This window comes from Aquidulcibacter sp. (genome assembly GCF_044346625.1).
Taxonomy (GTDB): domain Bacteria; phylum Pseudomonadota; class Alphaproteobacteria; order Caulobacterales; family Aquidulcibacteraceae; genus Aquidulcibacter.
On record NZ_JBIIYV010000052.1, the window covers coordinates 1 to 20,247 of the forward strand.

Genomic DNA, 20,247 nt, shown 5'->3' on the forward strand with positions numbered 1-20,247 from the left:
CTCTCCCACGGTTTACGCCAAAGGGGACACACGGTCTCAAGGTCGCGGTGAAGGCTGGTTGCGCGACCAGCCTTCACTCGACCTCTCTATCACATCCAAAACACACAAGGGGTTGGGGTGAGGGCTTTCACTCACAATGTTCTCATATGGGTTGGGGAGCCTTTAAGCGCCTAAAGCAGTAAGAGTTTGTGCAAATCCCCCTCACCCCCGACCCCTCTCCCCCATAGGGGGCGAGGGGAGGCCATCTATTTCGAAAAAATTTCGCCATTATCTAAACCACGCCTTAACGCAACGCCTGTATAATCAGGGTCATGGAAGCCACCTCACACGCACCGGGCGAGCCAATCGTCCTGTCTCATATCATGCCCACACCCATCCGCATTCTTTTCGGTGGCGTTGGTGTCTTGGGGTCAATTTTGTTGTTGGTCGAGCTTGGACCAGCCTTATGGCCACCTTCCTTTCTGACGCTATTTTTCGGAATCATTGTGCTAGGCGGCTTGTCGGTCACCTTGGCCTTTGTGGCGGACTCTGCCCTTGGTCCTGACCAGACTTGGGAGATACGTCCCGGGAAGCTGACCATCACCTATCAGCTGTTCAACCAGACTTCCGTCAAAACCTATGCGTTGGATGATCTAGACGGCTGCGAAGTGGTCAGCTCCCAATATGATTCCGATGTGGAGACCTATCAACTGGTATGCAGGCTTCCATTGGGCAGGACGGTTAAGACCGGGCTGGAAAGTACACCCTTCTTAATGGCGATCCTCGCATTCCTCCGCGCACCCATAGCCACTTCACAAGGGGCCTCCTATGCGGAAACCCGGCTAAGATCGCCTGACTTTTCGAAGAGAGAAGAAGCCGAACGCGCCCTCGCGCAACTGATGGCACGTTAGCGCCTAAATCAAACCAGTTCACCCAGCAAATAGCCGTCGGCGCGACCAGTCACACGGGCTTGGATCAGGGCACCCGCTTGGCCGCCGGGCACTTGGATTTCGGCAAAGCTATCCAGGCGGCCCTTGCCGTCTCGTTCGATCAACACGGTCTGCGTCGTGCCAATCTGGCTGTCGAGATAAGCGGCTAATGCTTGCTGACCCTTGTCGCGCAAAAGTGCGGCACGCGCCTTGATGGTCGCCTTATCCAATTGCGGCATGCGCGCAGCCGGTGTCTCTGGACGCGGCGAAAATGGGAACACGTGCAAGAAGGCGAGGCCGACTTCATCAACCAAAGCTAAGGAATCGGCAAAGTGCGCCTCGGTCTCGGTCGGGAAGCCTGCAATCAAGTCAGCACCAAAGGCGATATCGGGTCGGGCAGCGCGCAAACGGGCTGCAAGCTTTATGGCATCGTCACGGGTGTGACGGCGCTTCATGCGCTTGAGGATCATGTCGGCACCATGCTGCAGCGAGAGATGCAAATGCGGCATCATCCGCTCTTCTTCAGCAAACAAGCGGAAGAGGGTATCGTCAATCTCCACCGCATCGACGGACGATAGGCGCAAGCGCTTGAGGTCTGGCACCAGCTTCAAAATGCGCTGGACCAAATCGCCTAAAGTGGGCTGGCCGGGTAGGTCCGCGCCCCAGGACGTCATGTCGACACCAGATAGCACGACTTCGGGAACACCCTTGGCGACTAAGCGGCCAATCATCGCAACCACTTCCCCGGCAGGGACGGAGCGGGAATTGCCGCGTCCAAACGGAATGATACAGAAGGTGCAGCGATGGTCGCAGCCATTCTGGACTTGAACATAGGCGCGCGCCCGGTCTTGCACGCCATCGATCAGATGGCCTGCCGTTTCGCGCACGCTCATGATGTCATTGACTAGTACCCGCTCTGTCTGGCCACTTGCGAGGGCGACGAAGGTTTTGGGTTCGGCTTTTTCGGCATTGCCAATCACACGGTCAACTTCGGGCATGGCCGCGAACATGCCGGGGTCGATTTGGGCGGCACAGCCTGTCACCACGATCAGCGCATCGGGCTTTTGCTTGCGGGCCCGGCGGATGGTCTGGCGCGCTTGCCGGACGGCTTCGCCTGTGACCGCGCACGTGTTCACGAGGACCACATTGGACAACCCAGCGTCCTCAGCCAGATTACGCATGGCCTCTGACTCATACAGGTTCAATCGACAGCCAAGCGTAATCGTCTCAATCGACCCGCGTGGGTCGGAGACGGGCATGTCGGTTTCTGGTAGGACTTCAGTGGTCATAAGAGTTTGGGCGATGCTTTCTGGTGAGATGCTTGGCTGTTTGGCCATTGCGTCTGCCGTGGGCGGTCCCAATATCATATGTCCAAGGCAAATGCAGGGCCTTGATGTAGGAGCGACTGACACATGTTCGGTAGAGATTGGAATGATGGCACCTCGATCGGCTTTCTTTTTGCCCTCATTCTGGGGGTTTGGGCTGTGATCAATATCCTCCAGAACGATCGCACTGGGCCCCTTGGCAAAGCTGTATGGTCAGTATTGGTGATGTTCGTGCCTTTTCTGGGCTTCGTTGCCTGGTTCTTCATTGGCCCGAAAGCGACTAAAAAGCGGATCGGCTAAGCGATCGCGCCAGATATGCGATCTTGATTGCTGCAAAAGTGACCGGGTGCCATAGAAACGCCATCCGACGCAGCCTATGGTCTGTGATCTCACCGGGGCGGCGTTCATGCAAGTCTATCTGCCCATTGCGGAAATGGCAGTAAGTCCGTGGCTCATGGCCACTTTGGGGCTGGTGGTCGGCTGCCTGTCTGGCATCTTCGGGGTTGGCGGCGGCTTTCTGATGACGCCGCTTCTGATGCTGATGGGCATTCCGGCTCCTGTTGCCGTTGCTGCGGGGGCCAATTTGGCTGCAGCCTCTTCCATGTCGTCCGTAGTGGGCCAGTTTGAGCGGCGTGGCGTCGATCTGCGGATGGGGCTTGTGATCTCCATTGGCGGGATCATTGGCGTGGGGATTGGCTCGCTTTTGTTTAGCTGGCTGAAGTCGCAAGGTGCGGCAGAGGCCACAGTCCGAATTGCCTATACCATCCTTCTTGGCTCGCTTGGCACCAGCCTTGTGTGGGAAAGCTTGCGCGCGATCGCCAAGACCCGCGCAGGCGGGCCACCAGCCAGTTTCCGTAGGTCGACCAACGACATCGCCCATCGACTGCCATTTAAAGTCAGGTTTCCGCGCTCTAAACTGGTGATCAGCATCATCCCGCCGCTAGCGATTGGGATTGGCGTAGGCATATTGTCGGCCATCATGGGCGTCGGCGGCGGTTTCATTCTGATCCCGGCCTTGGTCTATATCATCCACATGCCGCCCAATTTGGTTGTCGGCACCTCGACCCTACAAGTCTTGATCACAGCCTCGGCCACCACCTTCTTACAATCAGCGGCCAATGGCAGCCTTGATCTGGTTTTATCGGCGCTCTTGATCGTGGGCGGCGTGATGGGCGCACAGTTTGGCGTGATCATTGGCCGCAAGCTGAAGGGGGAGCAATTGCGCGCGCTTCTGGGCGCCTTGGTTCTGTTGGTGGCCCTGCGACTGGCGGCGGATTTAGTATTTGTTCCCTCGACTTTGTTTGATCTGTCCTCGCCTGGGGGTGGGCTATGATGGCGCGCTTCTCGCTCTGGATGGTCTTGTTGCTGGGCCTCGTCGTTGGGCCCGCCGCGCAAGCGCAAAGTACGCAAGTTTCTGCGGCTCTGATTGATGATGCCGTTTTGGTCACGTCCAGCTTCACCGGGGCCAAGGTTACGGTTTTTGGCTCGGTCCGGGCAGGCTCTGTCGGTCGTACCGACATTGTTGTGGCCGTTCGTGGTCCAGACCGCCCTGCTTGGATTGCTCAGCGCAAGCGCACGGCGGGCCTGTGGATTGGCAAGGATCAGATCAATTTCGCCGCCGCGCCCACTTTTTTCGGTGTAGCTAGCGCCCGCCCGCTTGAACAGATCGCGCCGAGCGATACGCTCTCGCTCTATGGTCTCAGACCCAAAGGCCAATTGGATATTGCCAAAGCCAGTGCCGACTCACCCCTAGCAGACAAACTGATCGACGCCTTTGTGGCCCAGCGCCAGCGTGAGAAGCTCTATGTGGATGATCCTAACGGCGTGAAACTGCTGAAAGGCGGCTTGTTCCGCGCCGATATCCAGATGCCAGACCGCACCCCGCCTGGTCTCTACACCGCCAAAGTCATGGTATTCCGTAATGGCAGGCCAGCCCAATCCACCCTGACAACTTTGGTTGTCACCAAGGTGGGTGCCGAACGTGCCCTCTTTGAATTTGCAAGAGATCATGCTGTATTGCATGGACTGGCAGGGGTCCTGCTGGCACTCATAGCGGGGCTATCGGCTGCAGGGATTGTCAGGCGCTTTGCACCGGGTTGAGGCCTAGATCGCCGTGCATCAGATATGACGCACATCAGGTCGATCTAGCTTTATAATTTTGAGCCTACGTGGCGCGAAAATCTGCTTCAGATTTTGCGCGCGAGGCTCTAAGGCGCTGTGATGGCGCGAGGAGACAAGCATGCGCCGTCGAGATGTTGCCCCGAAAGCCCCTTGGATCCTCGGTGTCTTAGGTCTGGTACCGTTTTTTGGAACTTTGGCAGGCAGCGTCTTGGCCGCGTCCCCCTATGACGGCGTGTCTACCACGTTGTTCTTTGCCTATTCTGGGGTGATCCTCTCGTTCCTAGGCGGCGCGCGCTGGGGCTTTGAGATTGGGGCACGGCCAGAAGCGCCGGGCTTTTTGACGCTTTCCGCTGCCGTCCTACCCTCGCTGGTCGCGGCTATGGCCATCGTCACCCAATATGTTGCGCCGCTGATTGGCCTTGGTATGTTGGCCGGTGGCTTCATCCTGATGTGGGTTTGGGACTTTGTCTCGACGGGCGGCAGCACGCGCCGATGGCCCCTATGGTACCGGCCATTGCGGACCACTTTGACGCTTGGCGCACTTTTGGCTCTGGCGGGTAAAGCCTACCTAACCATGCAAGTTTAGGGGCGGCCCTACTTCGCAATCTCACAAATGCGGATGAGTTGGGCTTTTTCTGGCTGATAGGGTTGGCTGCGCACGATGGTGTTCTCCTCGCACGCATCCTTGCGAACGGCCTTTAGGCAGGCGCGCTCGTCGGTCTTCATCGGATTAGGGCCGCAGACAAAGCCGTCCTTGATCAGGCCCGCTTCGACTTTGGCTGTCGGGCTGTTTTGGGGAAAGCGCGTTACCAGATCCTGCTTTAGGGCCAAGGTCGCGCGCTTATCCACATCCGCAGTTGCCGTCGCATCCGGGCGGGCTTCAACTTGACCCTCCGCTGCCGGGGCTTCCTTGGCGGGCTTACAGCCTGCAAGCCCCACCAGACTAAGCCCAAGCGTCAGTCCAAGGACAAGATGTTTGCGGTGGAGGATCACGAGATGAACCGCCAGCTTGCACCGTCTTTGCCATCGGTAACCTCAACCCCGCGCGCTGCTAACTCTGCGCGCAGACGGTCGGCCTCTGCCCAATTGCGGTTGGCGCGGGCTTCAAAGCGAGCTTGCACCATGGCTTCAATCTCAGCGGTGACATCATCTTCAACAGCCGTGCCTGCGCGCGACAGCCAAGCCTGTGGCTCTTGCCCTAAGATACCGAGCAGTAGTCCAGCACCAAGAAGTTCTGCCTTTGCGCGCTTGCGGTCCTCAAACGTCTCCGCCTTATTGGCCTTGCGCGCCAACATGGAGAGCTCGGCGAGGGCTTTTGGCGTATTCAGGTCGTCGCTTAACGCTGCCATAATGCCATCTGGCAGGACAGCCTCCACCCGTTCGTTCCAGACACCATCGAGCGCGCGATAAAGCCGGTCCAGCGTCTTCATGGATTGCAGGATCAACTCATCGGTCCAATCCAGCGGCGCGCGATAATGGGCGGAAAGTAGGGCAAGCCGCAGCGCTTCGCCGGGCCAGCGCTCCACCAATTGATGCACCAATTCCACATTCCCGAGTGACTTAGACATTTTGTCGGAGTTCATCGTCAAAAAGCCGTTGTGCATCCAGATATTCGCAAGTGGCGTGCCGTCATGGGCGCAGACCGATTGTGCGATTTCGTTTTCATGATGCGGGAAGATCAGATCATGGCCACCGCCATGAATGTCGATGGTCAAACCCAGATTGGTTTCAATCATGGCAGAGCATTCAATATGCCAGCCGGGGCGCCCCGAACCAAATGGCGCATCCCAAGCGGGCTCACCAGGCTTAGCTGCTTTCCACAAAGCAAAGTCAGCTGGATCGCGCTTATTGCCATCGACACTGATGCGGGCCCCGGCTTCATTGTCTTCCAGATTTCGGTTTGACAGCTGACCGTAGGTCGCCATGGACGGCACATGGAAATAGACACCATCAGGCGTGGTATAAGCGTGTCCCTTATCCAACAAGCGGCCAACCAAGGATATGATGTCTTCCATGTGGGTGGTGACTTTGGGCTCTAAACTGGGTTGCAGTGTGCCAAGTGCAGCCATATCGCCCTGATAGATTTTCGTAAACTTCTCTGTAATTTGGCTGATATCGACGCCTTGCTCTAACGCGGCAGCGTTGATTTTGTCATCGACATCGGTGATGTTCCGCGCGTAAATCACATGGTTTTCGCCATAAATGGCGCGCAGAAGCCGGAAAAGCGTGTCGAACACAACAGCTGGACGGCCATTACCGATATGCGCAAAATTATAGACCGTGGGCCCGCAAACATAGAGGGTTACGCGCTCAGGGTCTTGCGGCACGAAGCGCACTTTTTCACGTTGCAGGGTATTGAACAGTTCTATTTCACGCATCATGTGATCCAAGGCGAAGAGCCAACGTAGACTCTTCAGTAGTTTGAGTGTTTGTTATTGCTCCAGTCCTGTAGACTGAAATGATGCTGACGCGAAGACGGCATAAACGGTGTGCCTACATGTGTAGACGCATGAAACGAAATCAGGGCGGGCGTTAAGACCGGGTTACCGGCTCGACCTCCGACCCCTTTGAAAGGGGCAGAAGCTCATGGACGCGATTACAGATCCGCGCCTCATCTCTGAGGTTGCACAAACCGACCGACCAAGCCGCGACGAGGCGATGGCCGCTGTACGCACCCTGTTGCGTTGGGCTGGCGATAATCCAGATCGGGAAGGCCTGATCGACACGCCAAAGCGTGTTGTCGAAGCTTACCGCGAATTCTTTGCTGGCTACGAAATGGACCCAGCAGCAGAATTGAGCCGCACGTTTGAGGACGTCCAAGGCTATGACGATATCGTCATGCTGCGCGACATCGACCTCGAAAGCCATTGCGAGCACCATATGGTGCCAATCTTGGGCCGTGCACACATTGCTTACATGCCAACCAATCGCGTCGTCGGCATTTCCAAGATTGCCCGCGTCGTTGAAATCTTCGGCAAGCGTTTGCAAACCCAAGAAACCATGACGGCCCAGATTGCGGACTGCATCACTGATGCGCTGCGCCCTGCCGGTGTCGCGGTCCTGTTGGATGCCAAGCACCAGTGCATGACCACACGGGGCGTACACCACCCCAACGTGGCAACCATCACCACCCAATTCACTGGCGTCTTTAAGACCGACCGGGAATTGAAAGACCGTTTCCTGCGTTTGGCAGGTTACAACTAAATCCTCCCCGATTTGTTGTGCACAAGCGCCGGGCCCTCACGGGTCCGGCGTTTTTGTTATGGGGCTTGGCGGCTTTGGCGGGTGGACATGTGTCACCAACACAAAGCTCAACAGCATCAAGAGATACCAAGCGCCCATCTTGGCTAAGGGCACCAGATGCCAGCCACCTTTTTGGTGCGGGTAGATCCACGTGTTGGTGAACGTCCCGATATTCTCGGCGAACCAAATAAAGAGCGACACCAACAAGAAGCCAATTAGCATCGGCATCCAGCGCGCTTTTTGGTCGGGCGTGAAATAGACCCGCGTTCTCGCAAAAATCAGGATCGACAACAGATAAAGCCCGACCCTTATATCCGGACCGAAATGATGGGTGAAGAAATTGATATAGGCACCAATTGCCAGAACCCACGTTGTCCAGATCGGCGGATACTGGCTATAGCGGAGGTCCATCAAACGGGTGATGCGGGCGATATAACTCCCCACGCAGGCATACATAAAGCCAGTAAACAGCGGCACGCCCCCGATCTTAAAAAAGGCGTCACCCGGATAAGTCCACGACCCCATGTGGGTCTTGAATATCTCCATGACGGTGCCGACCACATGGAAGATGGCGATCACCTTGACCTCTTCTAGCCGTTCCAGCTTCAGCGCCACCAACAAGACTTGCAGGGCAATGGCGGCGAGGAACAAGAAGTCAAACCGACTGAGCAGAGCGCCTTCTTTCGGCCAGAACAGCATAGTTAGGATCAAGAGCGCCAACATGGTGCCGCCATAGAGGCAAGCCCAAGCCTGCTTGATGCCAAACATCACAAATTCAAACAGGGCAGAGCGCCAAGGACTCCCCATTGCCCAGATACGGGCTTGGGCATGAAGGGCAAGAGCCCCATTGCGGGTCTGATCATAGATGTGCAAGAACGAGACTTCTCCAACATTGGACGCCCGGATAGCCTAGCGTCTAAACCTTGATTTGAGGCAAAGATTTGGCCGCTTCTGCACCTTTCCCACAAGCTGGATCGACCCAAGAGCTAGAGCGCGGTCTCGCTCTAATGCCCCGCTTTGATGCCGACGGCTTGATCCCGGCTGTCGCGCAGCGGGCTGAAACGGGCGAAGTCTTGATGTTGGCTTGGATGAATGCCGAGGCCTTGACCCTGACGTTAGAGACCGGGATCGCGCATTATTGGTCCCGCTCGCGGCAAAGCCTGTGGAAAAAGGGCGAGACGTCGGGCCAGCTTCAGCATGTGCAGGAATTGCGGATCGATTGTGATCAAGATGCCGTCGTGATGAACGTCAAGGTCGATGGCGACGGCGGGTGTTGCCACGTCGGCTTTCAGTCGTGCTTCTATCGTGCCGTGGCTGACAAGGATGGGCGCTTGATCCAGGTAGCACCTGACCCTGCGATTTGAGCCTCGCCTCGCACGCCAGGCTATTGCCCAAATCAGCAAAGCCGATACTATTATTCCCATGACACAGAGATGGACCCGCCACAGGCGGTCCACCGGTCAGGGAGGAAATGATGATCAAAAGGCTCGTCGCAACCAGTGCGTTGCTCGTGGGATTGTTGGCCAGTGGCTGCGCACCCGATACGTCCAATAGTCCAGCCGCAAAAGTAGATGCCGCGCGTCTAACCGCCGCCGGGGCCGATAGCGACAATTGGATGAGCTATGGCCGCACCTATGACGAGCAGCGCTTTAGCCCACTCGATCAGATCAATCTGACCAATGTCTCTAAGCTCGGCCTTGCGTGGAGCCATGAGTTCGATACTGACCGTGGCCATGAAGCTACGCCAATCGTCGTCGATGGCGTCATTTATACCACCACTTCGTGGTCGAAAGTCTCTGCCTTTGACGGCAAGACGGGTAATCTTTTGTGGGCCTATGATCCAAAAGTTCCAGGCGAAACCGCGCATAAGGCTTGTTGCGACGTGGTCAATCGCGGTGTGGCGGTTTGGGGCGGCAAGGTATTTGTCGGCTCTCTCGACGGCCGCTTAATCGCGCTTGATGCCCGCAATGGTAAGGAAATTTGGTCGAAAGTCACAGTCGATCAAGGCAAGTCCTATACGATCACGGGCGCACCGCGCGTCGTGAAGGGCAAAGTCCTGATCGGCAATGGCGGCGCCGAATATGGCGTGCGCGGCTATCTCAGCGCCTATGATGTTGAGACGGGCGAGATGGCTTGGCGCTTCTACACCACACCCAATCCAAAGGGCGAAGCCGATGGCGCGGCGTCCGACAAAATCTTGAAGGCAAAGGCTGATGCCACGTGGAGTGATGGCGCGTGGAAAGAATCTGGCGGTGGTGGCACCGTTTGGGACGCCATGGCCTATGACCCTGAGCTAGACCTCCTCTATTTCGGCGTTGGCAACGGCTCGCCTTGGAACCACAAAATCCGCTCGGGCGGGAAGGGCGACAATTTGTTTGTCTCGTCCATCGTGGCGGTGAAGCCCGACACAGGCGAGTATGTTTGGCATTATCAAACCACGCCGGCGGATTCTTGGGATTTCACGGCGACCCAGCATTTGATGCTGGCGGAACTGCCGATTGGCGGTAAGCCGCGCAAAGTCATCATGCAGATCCCGAAGAACGGCTTCTTCTATGTGATTGATCGGGCGACGGGTGAACTTCTATCGGCCAATTCCTTGTTCCCCATGCCAAAAGAAGCCGATGTGCCAGCTGGCATGCCTGTGCCTTGGGCGCATTCGGTTGATCTGAAGACGGGCCGTCCGAACGAGAACCCATCAGCCCGCTATGCCAAGGCGCCTGCCTTGGTGTTCCCAGCCCCCTTTGGCGTACACAATTGGCACCCAATGGCGATGAGCCCGAAGGAAAATCTCGTCTATGTGCCGGCCATGCTGGTCCCGGCCGCCTCTGGCGATGAAGTGGGTCCCTACAAGCAAGTTGCGGGTGCGTGGAACACAGGCGTCAATATGAGTTTGGCGGCTTTGCCTGATGATGAAGGCCAGCGCAAAGGTCTGCGCGCTATGCTGACCGGCATGTTGGTGGCTTGGGACCCAGTCGCGGGCAAGCCCCGCTGGATGGCACCGCGCAAATTCCCTTGGAACTCCGGCATCCTCGCCACGGCAGGCGGCCTTGTGTTCCAAGGTACCTCGGAAGGCTTCTTGGAAGCGTTTGATGCGGCAAACGGCAAGCAGGTTTGGTCCTATGAAACCCAGAATGGCATCATTGCTCCACCTGTGACCTATCGCATCGATGGGGAGCAATATGTGGCAGTCATGGTCGGCTATGGTGGGGCGATTATTGCTGCCCCCTTAGCAGCCCCAGATCGGCCAATCAGCCTCAAAGGCCGCTTGATGGTATTCAAGCTAGGCGGCACAGCCACGGCAGCCAAATATGAGATGCCTGAAAAAATCGCCCTTGATCTTTCTGCCACGACTGTGGCGGCCGATCCAAAGGCGGGCTTCGACATCTATATGCGCCATTGCCAAGTCTGCCACGGCCATAGTGCCACTGGCGGCCTGTTGCCTGACTTGCGCTATTCGCCCGCCATCCAAGATGCGGCGACGTGGAAGTCGATCGTGTGGGATGGCACCAATGCCAGCCGTGGCATGGTGTCCTTTAGCTCTTGGCTGAACCAAAAGGAGATGGAGGACATCCGCGCTTATGTGGTTCAACAAGCCAAGGTGCATTACACGCAGGTAGGTACAGAGGCGAAAGCGCCTCCCAACAAATAGGGTTGACCTCGGGTGCGATGCAGTTCTTTTTGCACCCATGACGAAATCTGACTCTCAATCGAGTGCGTCGCGGATGCTGGTAGCAGCCGCGGCGATCATCGCGGGCCTTTATTGGTTTGCCGATTTGCTGACGCCTTTGGCTTTGGCAATCTTCCTGTGGCTCACGATTGATGCGTTCGCGCAATCGCTAAGTAAGCGCGCTAAGTTCTTGCCGCGCGCTGCTGCTGTCCCCGTCGCGATTCTGATTGTCTTCATCAGCCTTGCGGCGATTGTCGGCTTTGTCATCGAATATGCGGCGGTCTTTTCGCGCTCGCTTGGTGCCTATGAAATCCGCTTGGATGAGTTGATCCGCCAAGGCTATCAGCTGGCAAAAATGTCAGGTGCGCCGCCCACGGTGGGGCAATTGTTCGCTAACCTCAATCCGGCCACGGTCCTGCGCGGCGTCGCTGATGCTTTGCAAAGTTTTGGTGGCCAAGCGCTGTTCGTTATCATTTATGTCGCTTGCCTTTTTGCGGCCCAAGCCAGCATGCCGGCTAAGCTGGAAGAGATATTCAAGGACGAGAAAGAGCGCGGTCGCGCTGCTACAATCGGCAAAGCCATCGCGCGCTCAATGGAACAATATCTCTGGGTGCAGACGATTACGGGCTTGATGATTGCGGTTGCAAGTTGGGCTTTATTTGCCGTCGTTGGACTTGAGAATGGCCTGTTCTGGGCCACAATTATCTTCGTGTTGAGCTACATTCCAGTGGTGGGTGGTGCCGCAGGTAGCTTGCTGCCAGCCATATTCGCACTGGTGCAATTCACAAGTCCTGTTCCTGCATTGGTGATTTTAGCCGGTACACAAGGGATTGGTTTCGTGGTCGGCAACATCATTCAGCCACGCATGACGGGCGACAGCCTAAATATCTCTGTGCTGGTGGTGTTTCTGTCTTTGGTGTTCTGGGGCAAGCTTTGGGGCGGACCCGGTGCTTTCCTAGCCGTGCCCATGACGGTCATGTTGATGATTGTGTTGGCGCAGTTTCCGTCGACGCGCTGGATTGCCGTGATGCTGTCTAACAATGGCAATCCCGATTCCAATGTTGATCAAGACGAACCACCCGCGCCCGGTGCCGCTGCATCCAATCAGGGTGACGTTAAGGAAGAAACCACAACTTCCAGCAATGATACGGTTTAAGCGGGCGTAAACCTGTCGTAAAATCCTGCCAAACTCTGTTCGGGTCATGAGCGGGACGTAAAGTATCGCCTGCGGGACAGGCATGGGAGGATAGTGATGTCGGTAGACGCAACGGATCGGCGGATCTCACCAGATGATCTGATTTCAGCGGCGCTGGCCTTTTCAAGCTTTAAGTCGGGCGACCATCTCGAGGCCGCCGCTGAATCCTTCCTCACCCAGATTGCCCAAGATGCCACCGAAGATGATGTCCAAGGCCTTACGTCCGCCGACCTTGCCGCCTTGGCCGATGGGTTCTGGCGCTGGACCTCGCACAAGCGGGCGGACGCTCAGGATATTCGCCTCATCGACGGCAAGGGTGCGCAAGGCCAATCACTGGGCCGCGACATATTAGAGATTTGCGGCCCAGACATGCCGTTCTTGGTCGACAGCGTCATGGGCGAAATTGGGGCTCAAGGCGTTGAAGTGCGCGCCATGTTCCATCCGATTGTGTCGCTCAGCCGGGACCCGGACGGGATGCGTCAACCTGGTGGCGTGCCGCTAACTGAATCCTTCATCCAAGTTCACTTGCCCCCTTTGCCGCCGTCTAAGCGCGATGCCATCTTGATGGGTGTGCGCGAGACATTGCAGGACGTACGCCTGTCGGTTGCCGATTATCAGGCCATGAAAAGCCGGATGAACAATGCGATCAAGGAATTGGCGGTTGCCAACACCAAGGCTACGGCAGATGAAATTGCTGAGTCCATCGCCTTCTTGAAGTGGCTGGCTGCCGATCATTTCGTGTTCTTTGGCGTACGCTCCTATGATTATCCGCGCGACAAAAATGGCGCTTGGATCAAGGACGAACCCGATATTCGCGAAGACCTAAACCTCGGCATTTTGCGCGATCCCTTGCGCATGGTGTTGCGCCGCTTGAATGAGCCGTCGGTCCTGAGTGACGCCGTCCGCGCCTATATTGAAGAACCTCAGCCCATCATTGTCGCAAAGTCCAATTTGCGCTCACGCGTGCATCGCCGCACGGTGATGGACTATATCGGCGTCAAGCGCTTTGGCGAAAATGGCGAAGTGCTGGGGGAAGAGCGGTTTGTCGGCCTCTTCACCGCCGAAGCCTATGACCAAATGGTGCGTGATGTGCCGTTATTGCGTGGCAAGACCGAGCGGGTGATCTCGCGGGCGGGCCTCGTCCCCGGCAGCCACAACGACAAGCGCCTGCGTAATATCGTTGAGAATTATCCCCGCGATGAATTGTTCCAGATCGAAGAAGAAGACCTGACGCGGATTGCTTTGGGCGTCCAGCATTTGATGGACCGGCCACGCACAAAGGTTTTTGTGCGCCGTGACCGCTTTGACCGCTTCATGTCGATCCTCGTCTTCGTGCCGCGCGACCGCTATAATTCCGACGTTCGCGCCAAAATCGGCATCGCTTTGGCAGAAGCCTATGGCGGCAGACTTTCTGCCTTCTATCCCTTGTTTGGCGACGCACCTTTGGCGCGCGTCCATTATGTGATCGGCGTCACGGCCAATCAGCACGCCAATCCCGACGTAGAAACACTCGAAGCCCGCATCGCCGACATCACCCGCACTTGGGAAGATGGGGTCGAGGCGTTGGCAGAAGGCAAGTCTCGTGCTTTCCTGCGCTATATTGCAGGCTTCCCCGCTGGCTATCGTGACAGCTTTAATGCTGCCGAAGCGTTGCGTGATATTGAGGAGCTCGAGCAAGTTCAAGGCGAAGATGTGCGTGTGCGCGCCTATCGCCGTGACGATGATCACGAAACCGTCCTGCGGGCCAAGCTTTATAAAATGGGCGATCCAACCGCCTTGTCTGCCGCTGTGCCAATCTTTGAGAGCATGGGTCTCTATGTGGTCAGCGAAACCCCGCACAAGATTAAGCGCATCCTAGACGACACCGATGAATTGGTTTGGGTGCAAGATGTGTCGATGCGCACCGCCAATGGCCGCGCGCTCGACTTCAATGTGGTCGAAGGCTCGTTTGAGCAGGCCGTTTCTGCGATCTGGGCAGGGCGGGCTGAGAATGATGGCTTTAACCGCCTGATCCTGAAACTCGGTGTTTCGTGGCGGGAAGCCGCCCTTGTTCGTGCGCTCGCCCGTTGGCGTGGGCAAACCGGCCTTGATCCTTCAGAATCGGTGCAGCAACAGGCCGTCGCTGAATATCCTGAGATTACACGCGCCATTTTGAACCTGTTCAAAATCCGCTTTGATCCTGACTTTGGTGCCAAGAAGACTCGCGAAACTGCCGCGAAGGCCGAGATGGCGTCGATCTTGACCATGCTAGACGGCGTGCCCAGCTTAGATGCCGACCGCGTTTTGCGCCGTTTGGCGCAATTGGTTATGGCAATCCAGCGCACCAATTATTACCAACCCGACGCTGCTGGCGGGCATAAATCCTACATGAGCTTCAAGATCGCCACCCGCGAGATTGATGAAGTCCCCGATCCCAAGCCTTACCGCGAAATCTGGGTGTGGTCACCGCAGGTGGAAGGCGCGCACCTCCGCTTTGGCCCAGTTGCGCGCGGGGGTCTGCGCTGGTCGGATCGCCGTGATGACTTCCGCACCGAAGTACTGGGTCTAGTGAAGGCGCAACAGGTGAAGAATGCCGTGATTGTGCCCGTGGGCTCAAAAGGCGCTTTCTTCCCGAAAACCCTGCCACCGGGAGGTAATCGCGACGAAATCCAAGCCGTCGCTATAGAGGCCTATAAGACTTTCCTGCGCGGTCTGTTGGACCTGACCGACAATATTGCCGGCGATGGCGGGATCGTGCCGCCGCGCCATGTTGTCCGTTGGGATCAGGATGACCCTTATCTCGTGGTCGCAGCCGACAAGGGCACCGCGACCTTCTCCGACATCGCCAATGGCATTAGTGCCGATTACGGCCATTGGTTGGGCGACGCGTTTGCCTCCGGTGGCTCGGTTGGGTACGACCATAAGAAGATGGGCATTACAGCGCGGGGCGGCTGGGAAGCCGTTAAGCGCCACTTCCGGGAGATGGGCCACGACACCCAGACCGAGCCCTTCACCGTCATCGGTGTCGGCGACATGTCGGGCGATGTGTTTGGCAATGGCATGTTGTTGTCCAAGCAGATCAAACTGGTGGCCGCCTTTGATCACCGCGACATCTTCATTGATCCAAATCCAGATTTGGCCAAAAGCTTTGACGAGCGAGCGCGCATATTTGCTTTGCCGCGCTCCTCCTGGGCGGACTATCATGCAAGCCTGATTTCAAAAGGCGGTGGCGTGTTCTCGCGCAGCGCCAAGTCCATCCCGCTTTCGGCGGAGCTCAAAGCGCTGACCGGATTGGAAGGCCAAGAAGCTTCGCCAACCGATATTATGCACGCGCTTCTAAAAGCGCCCTGCGACCTGATGTGGTTTGGCGGCATTGGCACATATGTTAAAGCCCAAGGCGAAAGCCAGGCCGAAGTGGGCGATAAGGCCAATGATATCATCCGGGTGGATGGGCAGGCCTTGCGGTGCAAGGTGATTGGCGAAGGGGCAAATCTGGGCCTGACCCAACGCGGTCGCATCGAAGCAGCGCAAGCAGGCGTGCGCCTCAACACCGACGCGATCGACAATTCTGCGGGCGTGGATAGCTCTGACCATGAGGTCAATATCAAAATCCTATTGAACGGCCTTGTTCGGGCTGGCGGCATGACAGTCGAAGCCCGCGATGTCTTACTGGCTGAAATGACCGATGACGTTGCCATCCATGTTCTGCGGCACAATTACGCCCAGACCTTGGCCATCAGCCTGCAGGAAGCCACAGCCCGCCAAGACCTCGACGCGCATGAACGCTTTATGGAGCGGTTAGAGGCGTCTGGCCGCTTAGCGCGTAAAGTCGAATTCCTGCCCTCGACCGAGGAATTCCGTACCCGTCGCGCCAATCGCACAGGCCTAACCCGGCCAGAGCTTTCGGTGCTGACTGCTTATGGCAAGCTTGCGTTGTTTGACGATCTGATTGCGTCGGACGCGCCAGATGATCCGTGGTTTGAAGATACGTTGGTGACCTATTTTCCACCGGGCTGTCGCCAATTTAAGGACGCCATGGCCAATCACCGCTTGCGGCGGGAGATCATTGCCACGGTGTTGTCCAACAAGATGGTCGACTTGGGTGGCGCGGCCTTCATGGACCGCGTACGCGAAAGCGCTGTGGCGGACACGGGCTCTATCGTGCGTGCTTTTGCTGCTGCCCGCGCCATCTTCGGCCTGGACGAGGCGATTAATGCCGTCAATACGCTCGATCTAAAGGTACCTGCGACGGTGCAATTGGACCTGATGATGGAGATTTTGACCGTCCTGCGCCGGCAAAGCTTCTGGCTTGCCCGGCGCGCCAGCCGCGGCGATGGGGCAGGGCTGCGCTCTGTCGGCGATCTGGTGACGGCCTATGCCACCGGCGTTCAAGGCCTTGCCAGCATGATTTACGAGGTGGTCTCGCCGTTCGAAAAAGCCCGTATTGAAGCGCGCAGCACGACGTTGAAGGCCGCTGGTGCACCAGAGGCCCTATCCAAGTCCATCGCTGGCCTTCTGCCGTTGACCTCAGCGACCGATATTGTCGATATTGCTGCAACCAAAAGCCTGCCGGTTGAAGCAGTCGCGCGCCTTTATCACGCACTCGGGGCCGCCGTCGGTTTTGATGAAATCCGCGCCGCTGCCGGGCAAACCTCCACCCCCGACCATTGGGACCGCGTGGCAACCCGTCGCCTAATCGAAGAGTTCATGGGTGAGCAGGCAAGCCTAACCGGTTCAGTATGCGATCATGCCCAAAAGCTCGGCCAAGCCGGCACCAACGCCGCCTGGGCCAAGGCCGTTGTGGAAAGCTGGTCTAAGCTGAACGAAGCCGAACTGAGACGGACGAGTTCAGCCTTAGGCGAACTGCGCGCCAGCCAAGGCGGCTGGAGCTTCGCCAAACTCGCCATTGCAAATACGCAGCTGAAAGAACTGTCGGAGACGGCGCGGGCTTAAGCCTGCGCGGTTGGGAGTAGGGGAAGTCACTCTTTGCTCTTAGGGGCTGGGGCGATGGCATAGCCGCTTTGCGCCAAGGGTTGCCAATTGTGCGCTTTTTTCACTGCCCGAAAGCGGACAAATTCGAAAACCGGTTGCAGTCTGTATCTGCATACCTTGTTCTTGCTTAACACCAGGCCACGACACTTAATCCGGCATATCGCGCTAGGAATACAAGCCTGGAAACAGCGATGGCTTGGCAAGCATCTGAGTTTTAAACCATTTCCCGGCATTGCCCAGATTGCTACGCCGATGCACAACCGCAAATGTTGCTGCTGGGCGAGGTTGAAGGACATGGACCTTCACTAACCGACCCGCAGAAAACTCGGGTTCGGCAATAAAGCTTGGCAAAAATCCAACACCTAAGCCAGCGATCTGAGCGGCCAGCTTTTCCCGCATAGATGTAACCGTCAGTGTGTCTTGTCCCGTTAGCAGTCCAAATGTGGCTGCTGATCTTGCTAACGAGCTATCGGCAACGCTCACGGCGCGATAGGGCCGCAGTTGATCGTCTGTAATTGGCTCATCCTGCCGGTTGGCTAGCATCACCAGTGGATGGTTTGGTGTCACGGCAAAGTCGAAATTCAGACTTCCTATGACATCAATGTCAAAGCCGCCGCCAGAAGGATTCCCCATTGAGCCTAACCCGGTAACGACAAGGTCGGCGCGGTTATTTGTTAGGGCATCCCAACAGCCGCCAAGTGCTTCTTCTCTCAAGTTAAGCCGGGTGTTTGATTCAAGTGCGTCGAACGCTTCGACCAAAGGAAATAGGCATTGCGTGCCAAAAATCGTATCCACTGCAATGCGCAACTCAGTTTCCCAGCCTTTAGAACGCCCAATAAGCCGCCGCTCCATATCACTTGCCATTCGGAGCAAGAGCCGCCCCTCTTCCAACAATTCACCCCCAGCAGCCGTCAAACAAATTGTGCGATTGGATCTGTCGAACAATAGCAAGCCAAGTCTTTGTTCGATTTGCAAGACGGTATAGCTAACGGCGGACGGCACTTTGTTGAGTTCGACTGCTGCACGAGTAAAAGACTTGTGTCGCGCAACCGCGTCAATAACGACAAGGGCGTCAAGCGAAATCCTAGGGAAACGATTTGTCATCAAAAAATCCGAACGATCTGTTCAACATATTTCGTTTCTATCACTAAATGAGAGGTGTTAGTAGATCAATTCTGAATAAGAACCGTGGGTTATAGCAAGATACAACGGATCAATAATTTCGTAAGGTGGAGCAGAATCATGATAAGCTATCGAGCGGTCCAAACCGCTATTAGTGTGGGCGTTTTGCTTGCCATCAGCATGACATCTGCTGTTGCCCAATCGCCGACCCCAACCACGACGGTAGGCCAGCCTGCAACCCCAACTCAGGCCAGACCTTTGTCGCGAGTTGTGACCATGACTTACCTAAAGTCAGAACCAACTCGCTTGGCACTTTTGGAACGATACATCCGCGCCAACTGGTTTGAAATGGATGCGGCCGCTGTCGAACAAGGCCTGTTTGTAAGCTATGAGTGGGTCGACACAGGAACCGATAGTGCTGATTGGAATGCCATCGTCATCGTTACCTACAACGACGAGAAAGGCTTCGAGGGGATTGAAGCACGCTGGGCTCCAATTAGATCATCACATAAGGAAGTATTTCCAGATGGACTGACCATAAGGGAGCTTGGGCGGGTTGTTGAGACCAAAACGCTATTCGAACGCGCTCCGTTTATTACCAAGCAATCAAAAACTATCGCGAAGTAAGCGAAGTAGTTTTCTTGTCCGCAATTCACTCCCCGACTGCCCAGCGGACTTGTGCGCCTGAATCGACAAAGGAGTTCCACATGACAAAACCAATGATGCCAAAGCGCGAACTAGGCCTGATTGCCTTAGGGTTATCCCTAGTGACTTCCCCGGTGCAGGCTCTCACGCAAACAACTATGCCAAAGGTCACTATTCCGCCAACAGCGGTTGTTACGACAGATGTAGCTGAGGCACGCGCGGCAGTTGAGCGCTATTTTGCCGCTGTCGATTCGGGCAGTGCCAAAGCTGTTCGTGCGACATTCTTGCCCAGCGGTAGAATAGAAGGAAACCTTCCAAGTGGGTTTGTTTCTTGGACTGCTGACGAGTTCGCCGCTCGCAACTTTAGAGGAACTCCACCATCCCGATCGCCCGAATTTCGACGGCAGATAGAATGGGTCGATGTTGCAGGTCCAAAGAGTGTCGTGCGCATCACGACGTTTTTGGGTAACACTCAAGCTCCCGAGTACTTCCTTTTGTTTAAAGTCAGTGGAGAATGGAAAATCGGTCTGAAGGTCTTTTGATTTTGCCCACTTCAAGGCATCACTAAAGAGCCACTTACAAATAGCTAGTGGCGGTTTCACTCCGCTAGCTCATTCAACGGAGCAGATCGTTTGCGAGGTAATGGCAAGGTCCCAAGCACCTATTGTCAAAAGTGACAACTAGAAAATTTCCAGAATGTCTCAAAGGACTGAGGTTAAGTAAGGTCTGCTTTCCTTTGTTTTGATAAAACAGCAGACCTTCCGCTTTCGGCCAATCAGGCCAGATTTTAACGACGATTTTTCAGTAATCTCCTTGGCCAATTTGGGCCTGAGAAGGAGATGACTATGGGACTTTCAAACTTCGATCCCGGGGCCTTGGTTAGGCGGCCCTGGAATGCTGGTCGATTGTTGGGATCAAAGCGTGCTTTGAAGCCGCAGCAGGTTTGGGCGATAAGATTTTTGCTCGATCGGGAGGGCCACCTACGCGATCGGGCTTTGTTCGACTTGGCAATCGATAGCAAGCTAAGGGGCTGCGATATCGTCAAGGTCC

General features: G+C 56.2%; 17 protein-coding genes and 2 pseudogenes. 13 read left to right on the top strand and 6 right to left on the bottom strand.

Annotated elements, in window-relative coordinates; genetic code table 11:
• The first annotated feature begins 311 nt into the window (after window positions 1-311).
• On the top strand, window positions 312-890 hold the full coding sequence (locus tag ACIQ20_RS12230; RefSeq protein ID WP_395780677.1) for a hypothetical protein: 579 nt from the start codon (window positions 312-314) through the stop codon (window positions 888-890).
• Between the two features lie 8 nt (window positions 891-898).
• Here ACIQ20_RS12230 and mtaB read toward each other — a convergent pair whose 3' ends face one another.
• Window positions 899-2,197, bottom strand: coding sequence for a tRNA (N(6)-L-threonylcarbamoyladenosine(37)-C(2))-methylthiotransferase MtaB (gene mtaB / locus ACIQ20_RS12235; RefSeq protein WP_395780706.1), 1,299 nt, complete (start codon window positions 2,195-2,197; stop codon window positions 899-901).
• A 123-nt stretch (window positions 2,198-2,320) separates the two neighbouring features.
• Between mtaB and ACIQ20_RS12240 the strand changes: the two genes are divergently transcribed.
• From ACIQ20_RS12240 to ACIQ20_RS12255, 4 genes are all read left to right on the top strand, one after another.
• Window positions 2,321-2,533, top strand: coding sequence for a PLDc N-terminal domain-containing protein (locus ACIQ20_RS12240; RefSeq protein WP_395780679.1), 213 nt, complete (start codon window positions 2,321-2,323; stop codon window positions 2,531-2,533).
• Window positions 2,534-2,639: 106 nt separating this feature from the next.
• A complete protein-coding gene (locus ACIQ20_RS12245) occupies window positions 2,640-3,566 on the top strand; it encodes a sulfite exporter TauE/SafE family protein (RefSeq protein WP_395780681.1) in 927 nt (308 codons plus the stop codon).
• Window positions 3,563-4,333, top strand: a complete 771-nt coding sequence (locus tag ACIQ20_RS12250; protein ID WP_395780683.1) for a TIGR02186 family protein — start codon at window positions 3,563-3,565, stop codon at window positions 4,331-4,333. The genes ACIQ20_RS12245 and ACIQ20_RS12250 overlap by 4 nt, the downstream gene beginning before the upstream one ends.
• Before the next feature lie 139 nt (window positions 4,334-4,472).
• Window positions 4,473-4,940 (top strand): DUF3429 domain-containing protein, encoded by a 468-nt coding sequence (locus ACIQ20_RS12255; protein ID WP_395780685.1) that lies wholly within the window; start codon window positions 4,473-4,475, stop codon window positions 4,938-4,940.
• 8 nt (window positions 4,941-4,948) lie between these two features.
• On the opposite strand, the gene ACIQ20_RS12260 is transcribed toward ACIQ20_RS12255, so the two are convergent.
• The gene (locus tag ACIQ20_RS12260; RefSeq protein ID WP_395780687.1) at window positions 4,949-5,347 is read right to left on the bottom strand and encodes a hypothetical protein; all 399 of its coding nucleotides are present in this window, start codon (window positions 5,345-5,347) and stop codon (window positions 4,949-4,951) included.
• Window positions 5,344-6,732, bottom strand: coding sequence for a cysteine--tRNA ligase (gene cysS, locus ACIQ20_RS12265; protein ID WP_395780689.1), 1,389 nt, complete (start codon window positions 6,730-6,732; stop codon window positions 5,344-5,346). The genes ACIQ20_RS12260 and cysS overlap by 4 nt, the downstream gene beginning before the upstream one ends.
• Window positions 6,733-6,940: 208 nt before the next feature.
• Here cysS and folE point away from each other — a divergent pair, with 208 nt between their 5' ends.
• A complete protein-coding gene (gene folE, locus ACIQ20_RS12270; protein WP_290801150.1) occupies window positions 6,941-7,558 on the top strand; it encodes a GTP cyclohydrolase I FolE in 618 nt (205 codons plus the stop codon).
• Between the two features lie 36 nt (window positions 7,559-7,594).
• Here the strand turns inward: folE and ACIQ20_RS12275 are convergent, their stop codons facing one another.
• Window positions 7,595-8,470, bottom strand: a complete 876-nt coding sequence (locus tag ACIQ20_RS12275; protein ID WP_395780692.1) for a DUF817 domain-containing protein — start codon at window positions 8,468-8,470, stop codon at window positions 7,595-7,597.
• Window positions 8,471-8,538: 68 nt separating this feature from the next.
• Here ACIQ20_RS12275 and hisI point away from each other — a divergent pair, with 68 nt between their 5' ends.
• From hisI to ACIQ20_RS12295, 4 genes are all read left to right on the top strand, one after another.
• Window positions 8,539-8,961, top strand: a complete 423-nt coding sequence (gene hisI, locus ACIQ20_RS12280) for a phosphoribosyl-AMP cyclohydrolase (protein ID WP_395780694.1) — start codon at window positions 8,539-8,541, stop codon at window positions 8,959-8,961.
• 110 nt (window positions 8,962-9,071) lie between these two features.
• The gene (locus tag ACIQ20_RS12285; protein ID WP_395780696.1) at window positions 9,072-11,246 is read left to right on the top strand and encodes a PQQ-dependent dehydrogenase, methanol/ethanol family; all 2,175 of its coding nucleotides are present in this window, start codon (window positions 9,072-9,074) and stop codon (window positions 11,244-11,246) included.
• Window positions 11,247-11,283: 37 nt separating this feature from the next.
• Window positions 11,284-12,420, top strand: a complete 1,137-nt coding sequence (locus ACIQ20_RS12290; RefSeq protein WP_395780698.1) for an AI-2E family transporter — start codon at window positions 11,284-11,286, stop codon at window positions 12,418-12,420.
• Between the two features lie 96 nt (window positions 12,421-12,516).
• Window positions 12,517-17,391, top strand: a complete 4,875-nt coding sequence (locus tag ACIQ20_RS12295; protein WP_395780700.1) for an NAD-glutamate dehydrogenase — start codon at window positions 12,517-12,519, stop codon at window positions 17,389-17,391.
• A 204-nt stretch (window positions 17,392-17,595) separates the two neighbouring features.
• On the opposite strand, the gene ACIQ20_RS12300 is transcribed toward ACIQ20_RS12295, so the two are convergent.
• Window positions 17,596-18,294 carry a LysR substrate-binding domain-containing protein gene (locus ACIQ20_RS12300; RefSeq protein ID WP_395780708.1) on the bottom strand — a complete coding sequence of 233 codons (699 nt, stop codon included), beginning with the start codon at window positions 18,292-18,294 and terminating at the stop codon, window positions 17,596-17,598.
• A 48-nt stretch (window positions 18,295-18,342) separates the two neighbouring features.
• Window positions 18,343-18,534: pseudogene (locus ACIQ20_RS12305) on the bottom strand (LysR family transcriptional regulator); the annotation flags it as partial.
• A 138-nt stretch (window positions 18,535-18,672) separates the two neighbouring features.
• Here ACIQ20_RS12305 and ACIQ20_RS12310 point away from each other — a divergent pair.
• The 3 genes and pseudogenes from ACIQ20_RS12310 to ACIQ20_RS12320 all read left to right on the top strand — a co-directional run.
• Window positions 18,673-19,179 (top strand): hypothetical protein, encoded by a 507-nt coding sequence (locus tag ACIQ20_RS12310; RefSeq protein WP_395780702.1) that lies wholly within the window; start codon window positions 18,673-18,675, stop codon window positions 19,177-19,179.
• A gap of 80 nt (window positions 19,180-19,259) precedes the next feature.
• Window positions 19,260-19,739, top strand: coding sequence for a nuclear transport factor 2 family protein (locus tag ACIQ20_RS12315; protein WP_395780704.1), 480 nt, complete (start codon window positions 19,260-19,262; stop codon window positions 19,737-19,739).
• Window positions 19,740-20,042: 303 nt separating this feature from the next.
• Window positions 20,043-20,247, top strand: a pseudogene (locus ACIQ20_RS12320) (integrase); the annotation flags it as partial.

What these genes read in the sequence shown, in the direction of transcription:
- ACIQ20_RS12230 (WP_395780677.1), top strand. Translation starts at nt 312, where the DNA reads ATGGAAGCCACCTCACACGCACCGGGCGAGCCAATCGTCCTGTCTCAT.
- mtaB (WP_395780706.1), bottom strand. Translation starts at nt 2,197, where the DNA reads ATGACCACTGAAGTCCTACCAGAAACCGACATGCCCGTCTCCGACCCA.
- ACIQ20_RS12240 (WP_395780679.1), top strand. Translation starts at nt 2,321, where the DNA reads ATGTTCGGTAGAGATTGGAATGATGGCACCTCGATCGGCTTTCTTTTT.
- ACIQ20_RS12245 (WP_395780681.1), top strand. Translation starts at nt 2,640, where the DNA reads ATGCAAGTCTATCTGCCCATTGCGGAAATGGCAGTAAGTCCGTGGCTC.
- ACIQ20_RS12250 (WP_395780683.1), top strand. Translation starts at nt 3,563, where the DNA reads ATGATGGCGCGCTTCTCGCTCTGGATGGTCTTGTTGCTGGGCCTCGTC.
- ACIQ20_RS12255 (WP_395780685.1), top strand. Translation starts at nt 4,473, where the DNA reads ATGCGCCGTCGAGATGTTGCCCCGAAAGCCCCTTGGATCCTCGGTGTC.
- cysS (WP_395780689.1), bottom strand. Translation starts at nt 6,732, where the DNA reads ATGCGTGAAATAGAACTGTTCAATACCCTGCAACGTGAAAAAGTGCGC.
- folE (WP_290801150.1), top strand. Translation starts at nt 6,941, where the DNA reads ATGGACGCGATTACAGATCCGCGCCTCATCTCTGAGGTTGCACAAACC.
- ACIQ20_RS12285 (WP_395780696.1), top strand. Translation starts at nt 9,072, where the DNA reads ATGATCAAAAGGCTCGTCGCAACCAGTGCGTTGCTCGTGGGATTGTTG.
- ACIQ20_RS12290 (WP_395780698.1), top strand. Translation starts at nt 11,284, where the DNA reads ATGACGAAATCTGACTCTCAATCGAGTGCGTCGCGGATGCTGGTAGCA.
- ACIQ20_RS12295 (WP_395780700.1), top strand. Translation starts at nt 12,517, where the DNA reads ATGTCGGTAGACGCAACGGATCGGCGGATCTCACCAGATGATCTGATT.
- ACIQ20_RS12300 (WP_395780708.1), bottom strand. Translation starts at nt 18,294, where the DNA reads ATGGCAAGTGATATGGAGCGGCGGCTTATTGGGCGTTCTAAAGGCTGG.
- ACIQ20_RS12310 (WP_395780702.1), top strand. Translation starts at nt 18,673, where the DNA reads ATGATAAGCTATCGAGCGGTCCAAACCGCTATTAGTGTGGGCGTTTTG.
- ACIQ20_RS12315 (WP_395780704.1), top strand. Translation starts at nt 19,260, where the DNA reads ATGACAAAACCAATGATGCCAAAGCGCGAACTAGGCCTGATTGCCTTA.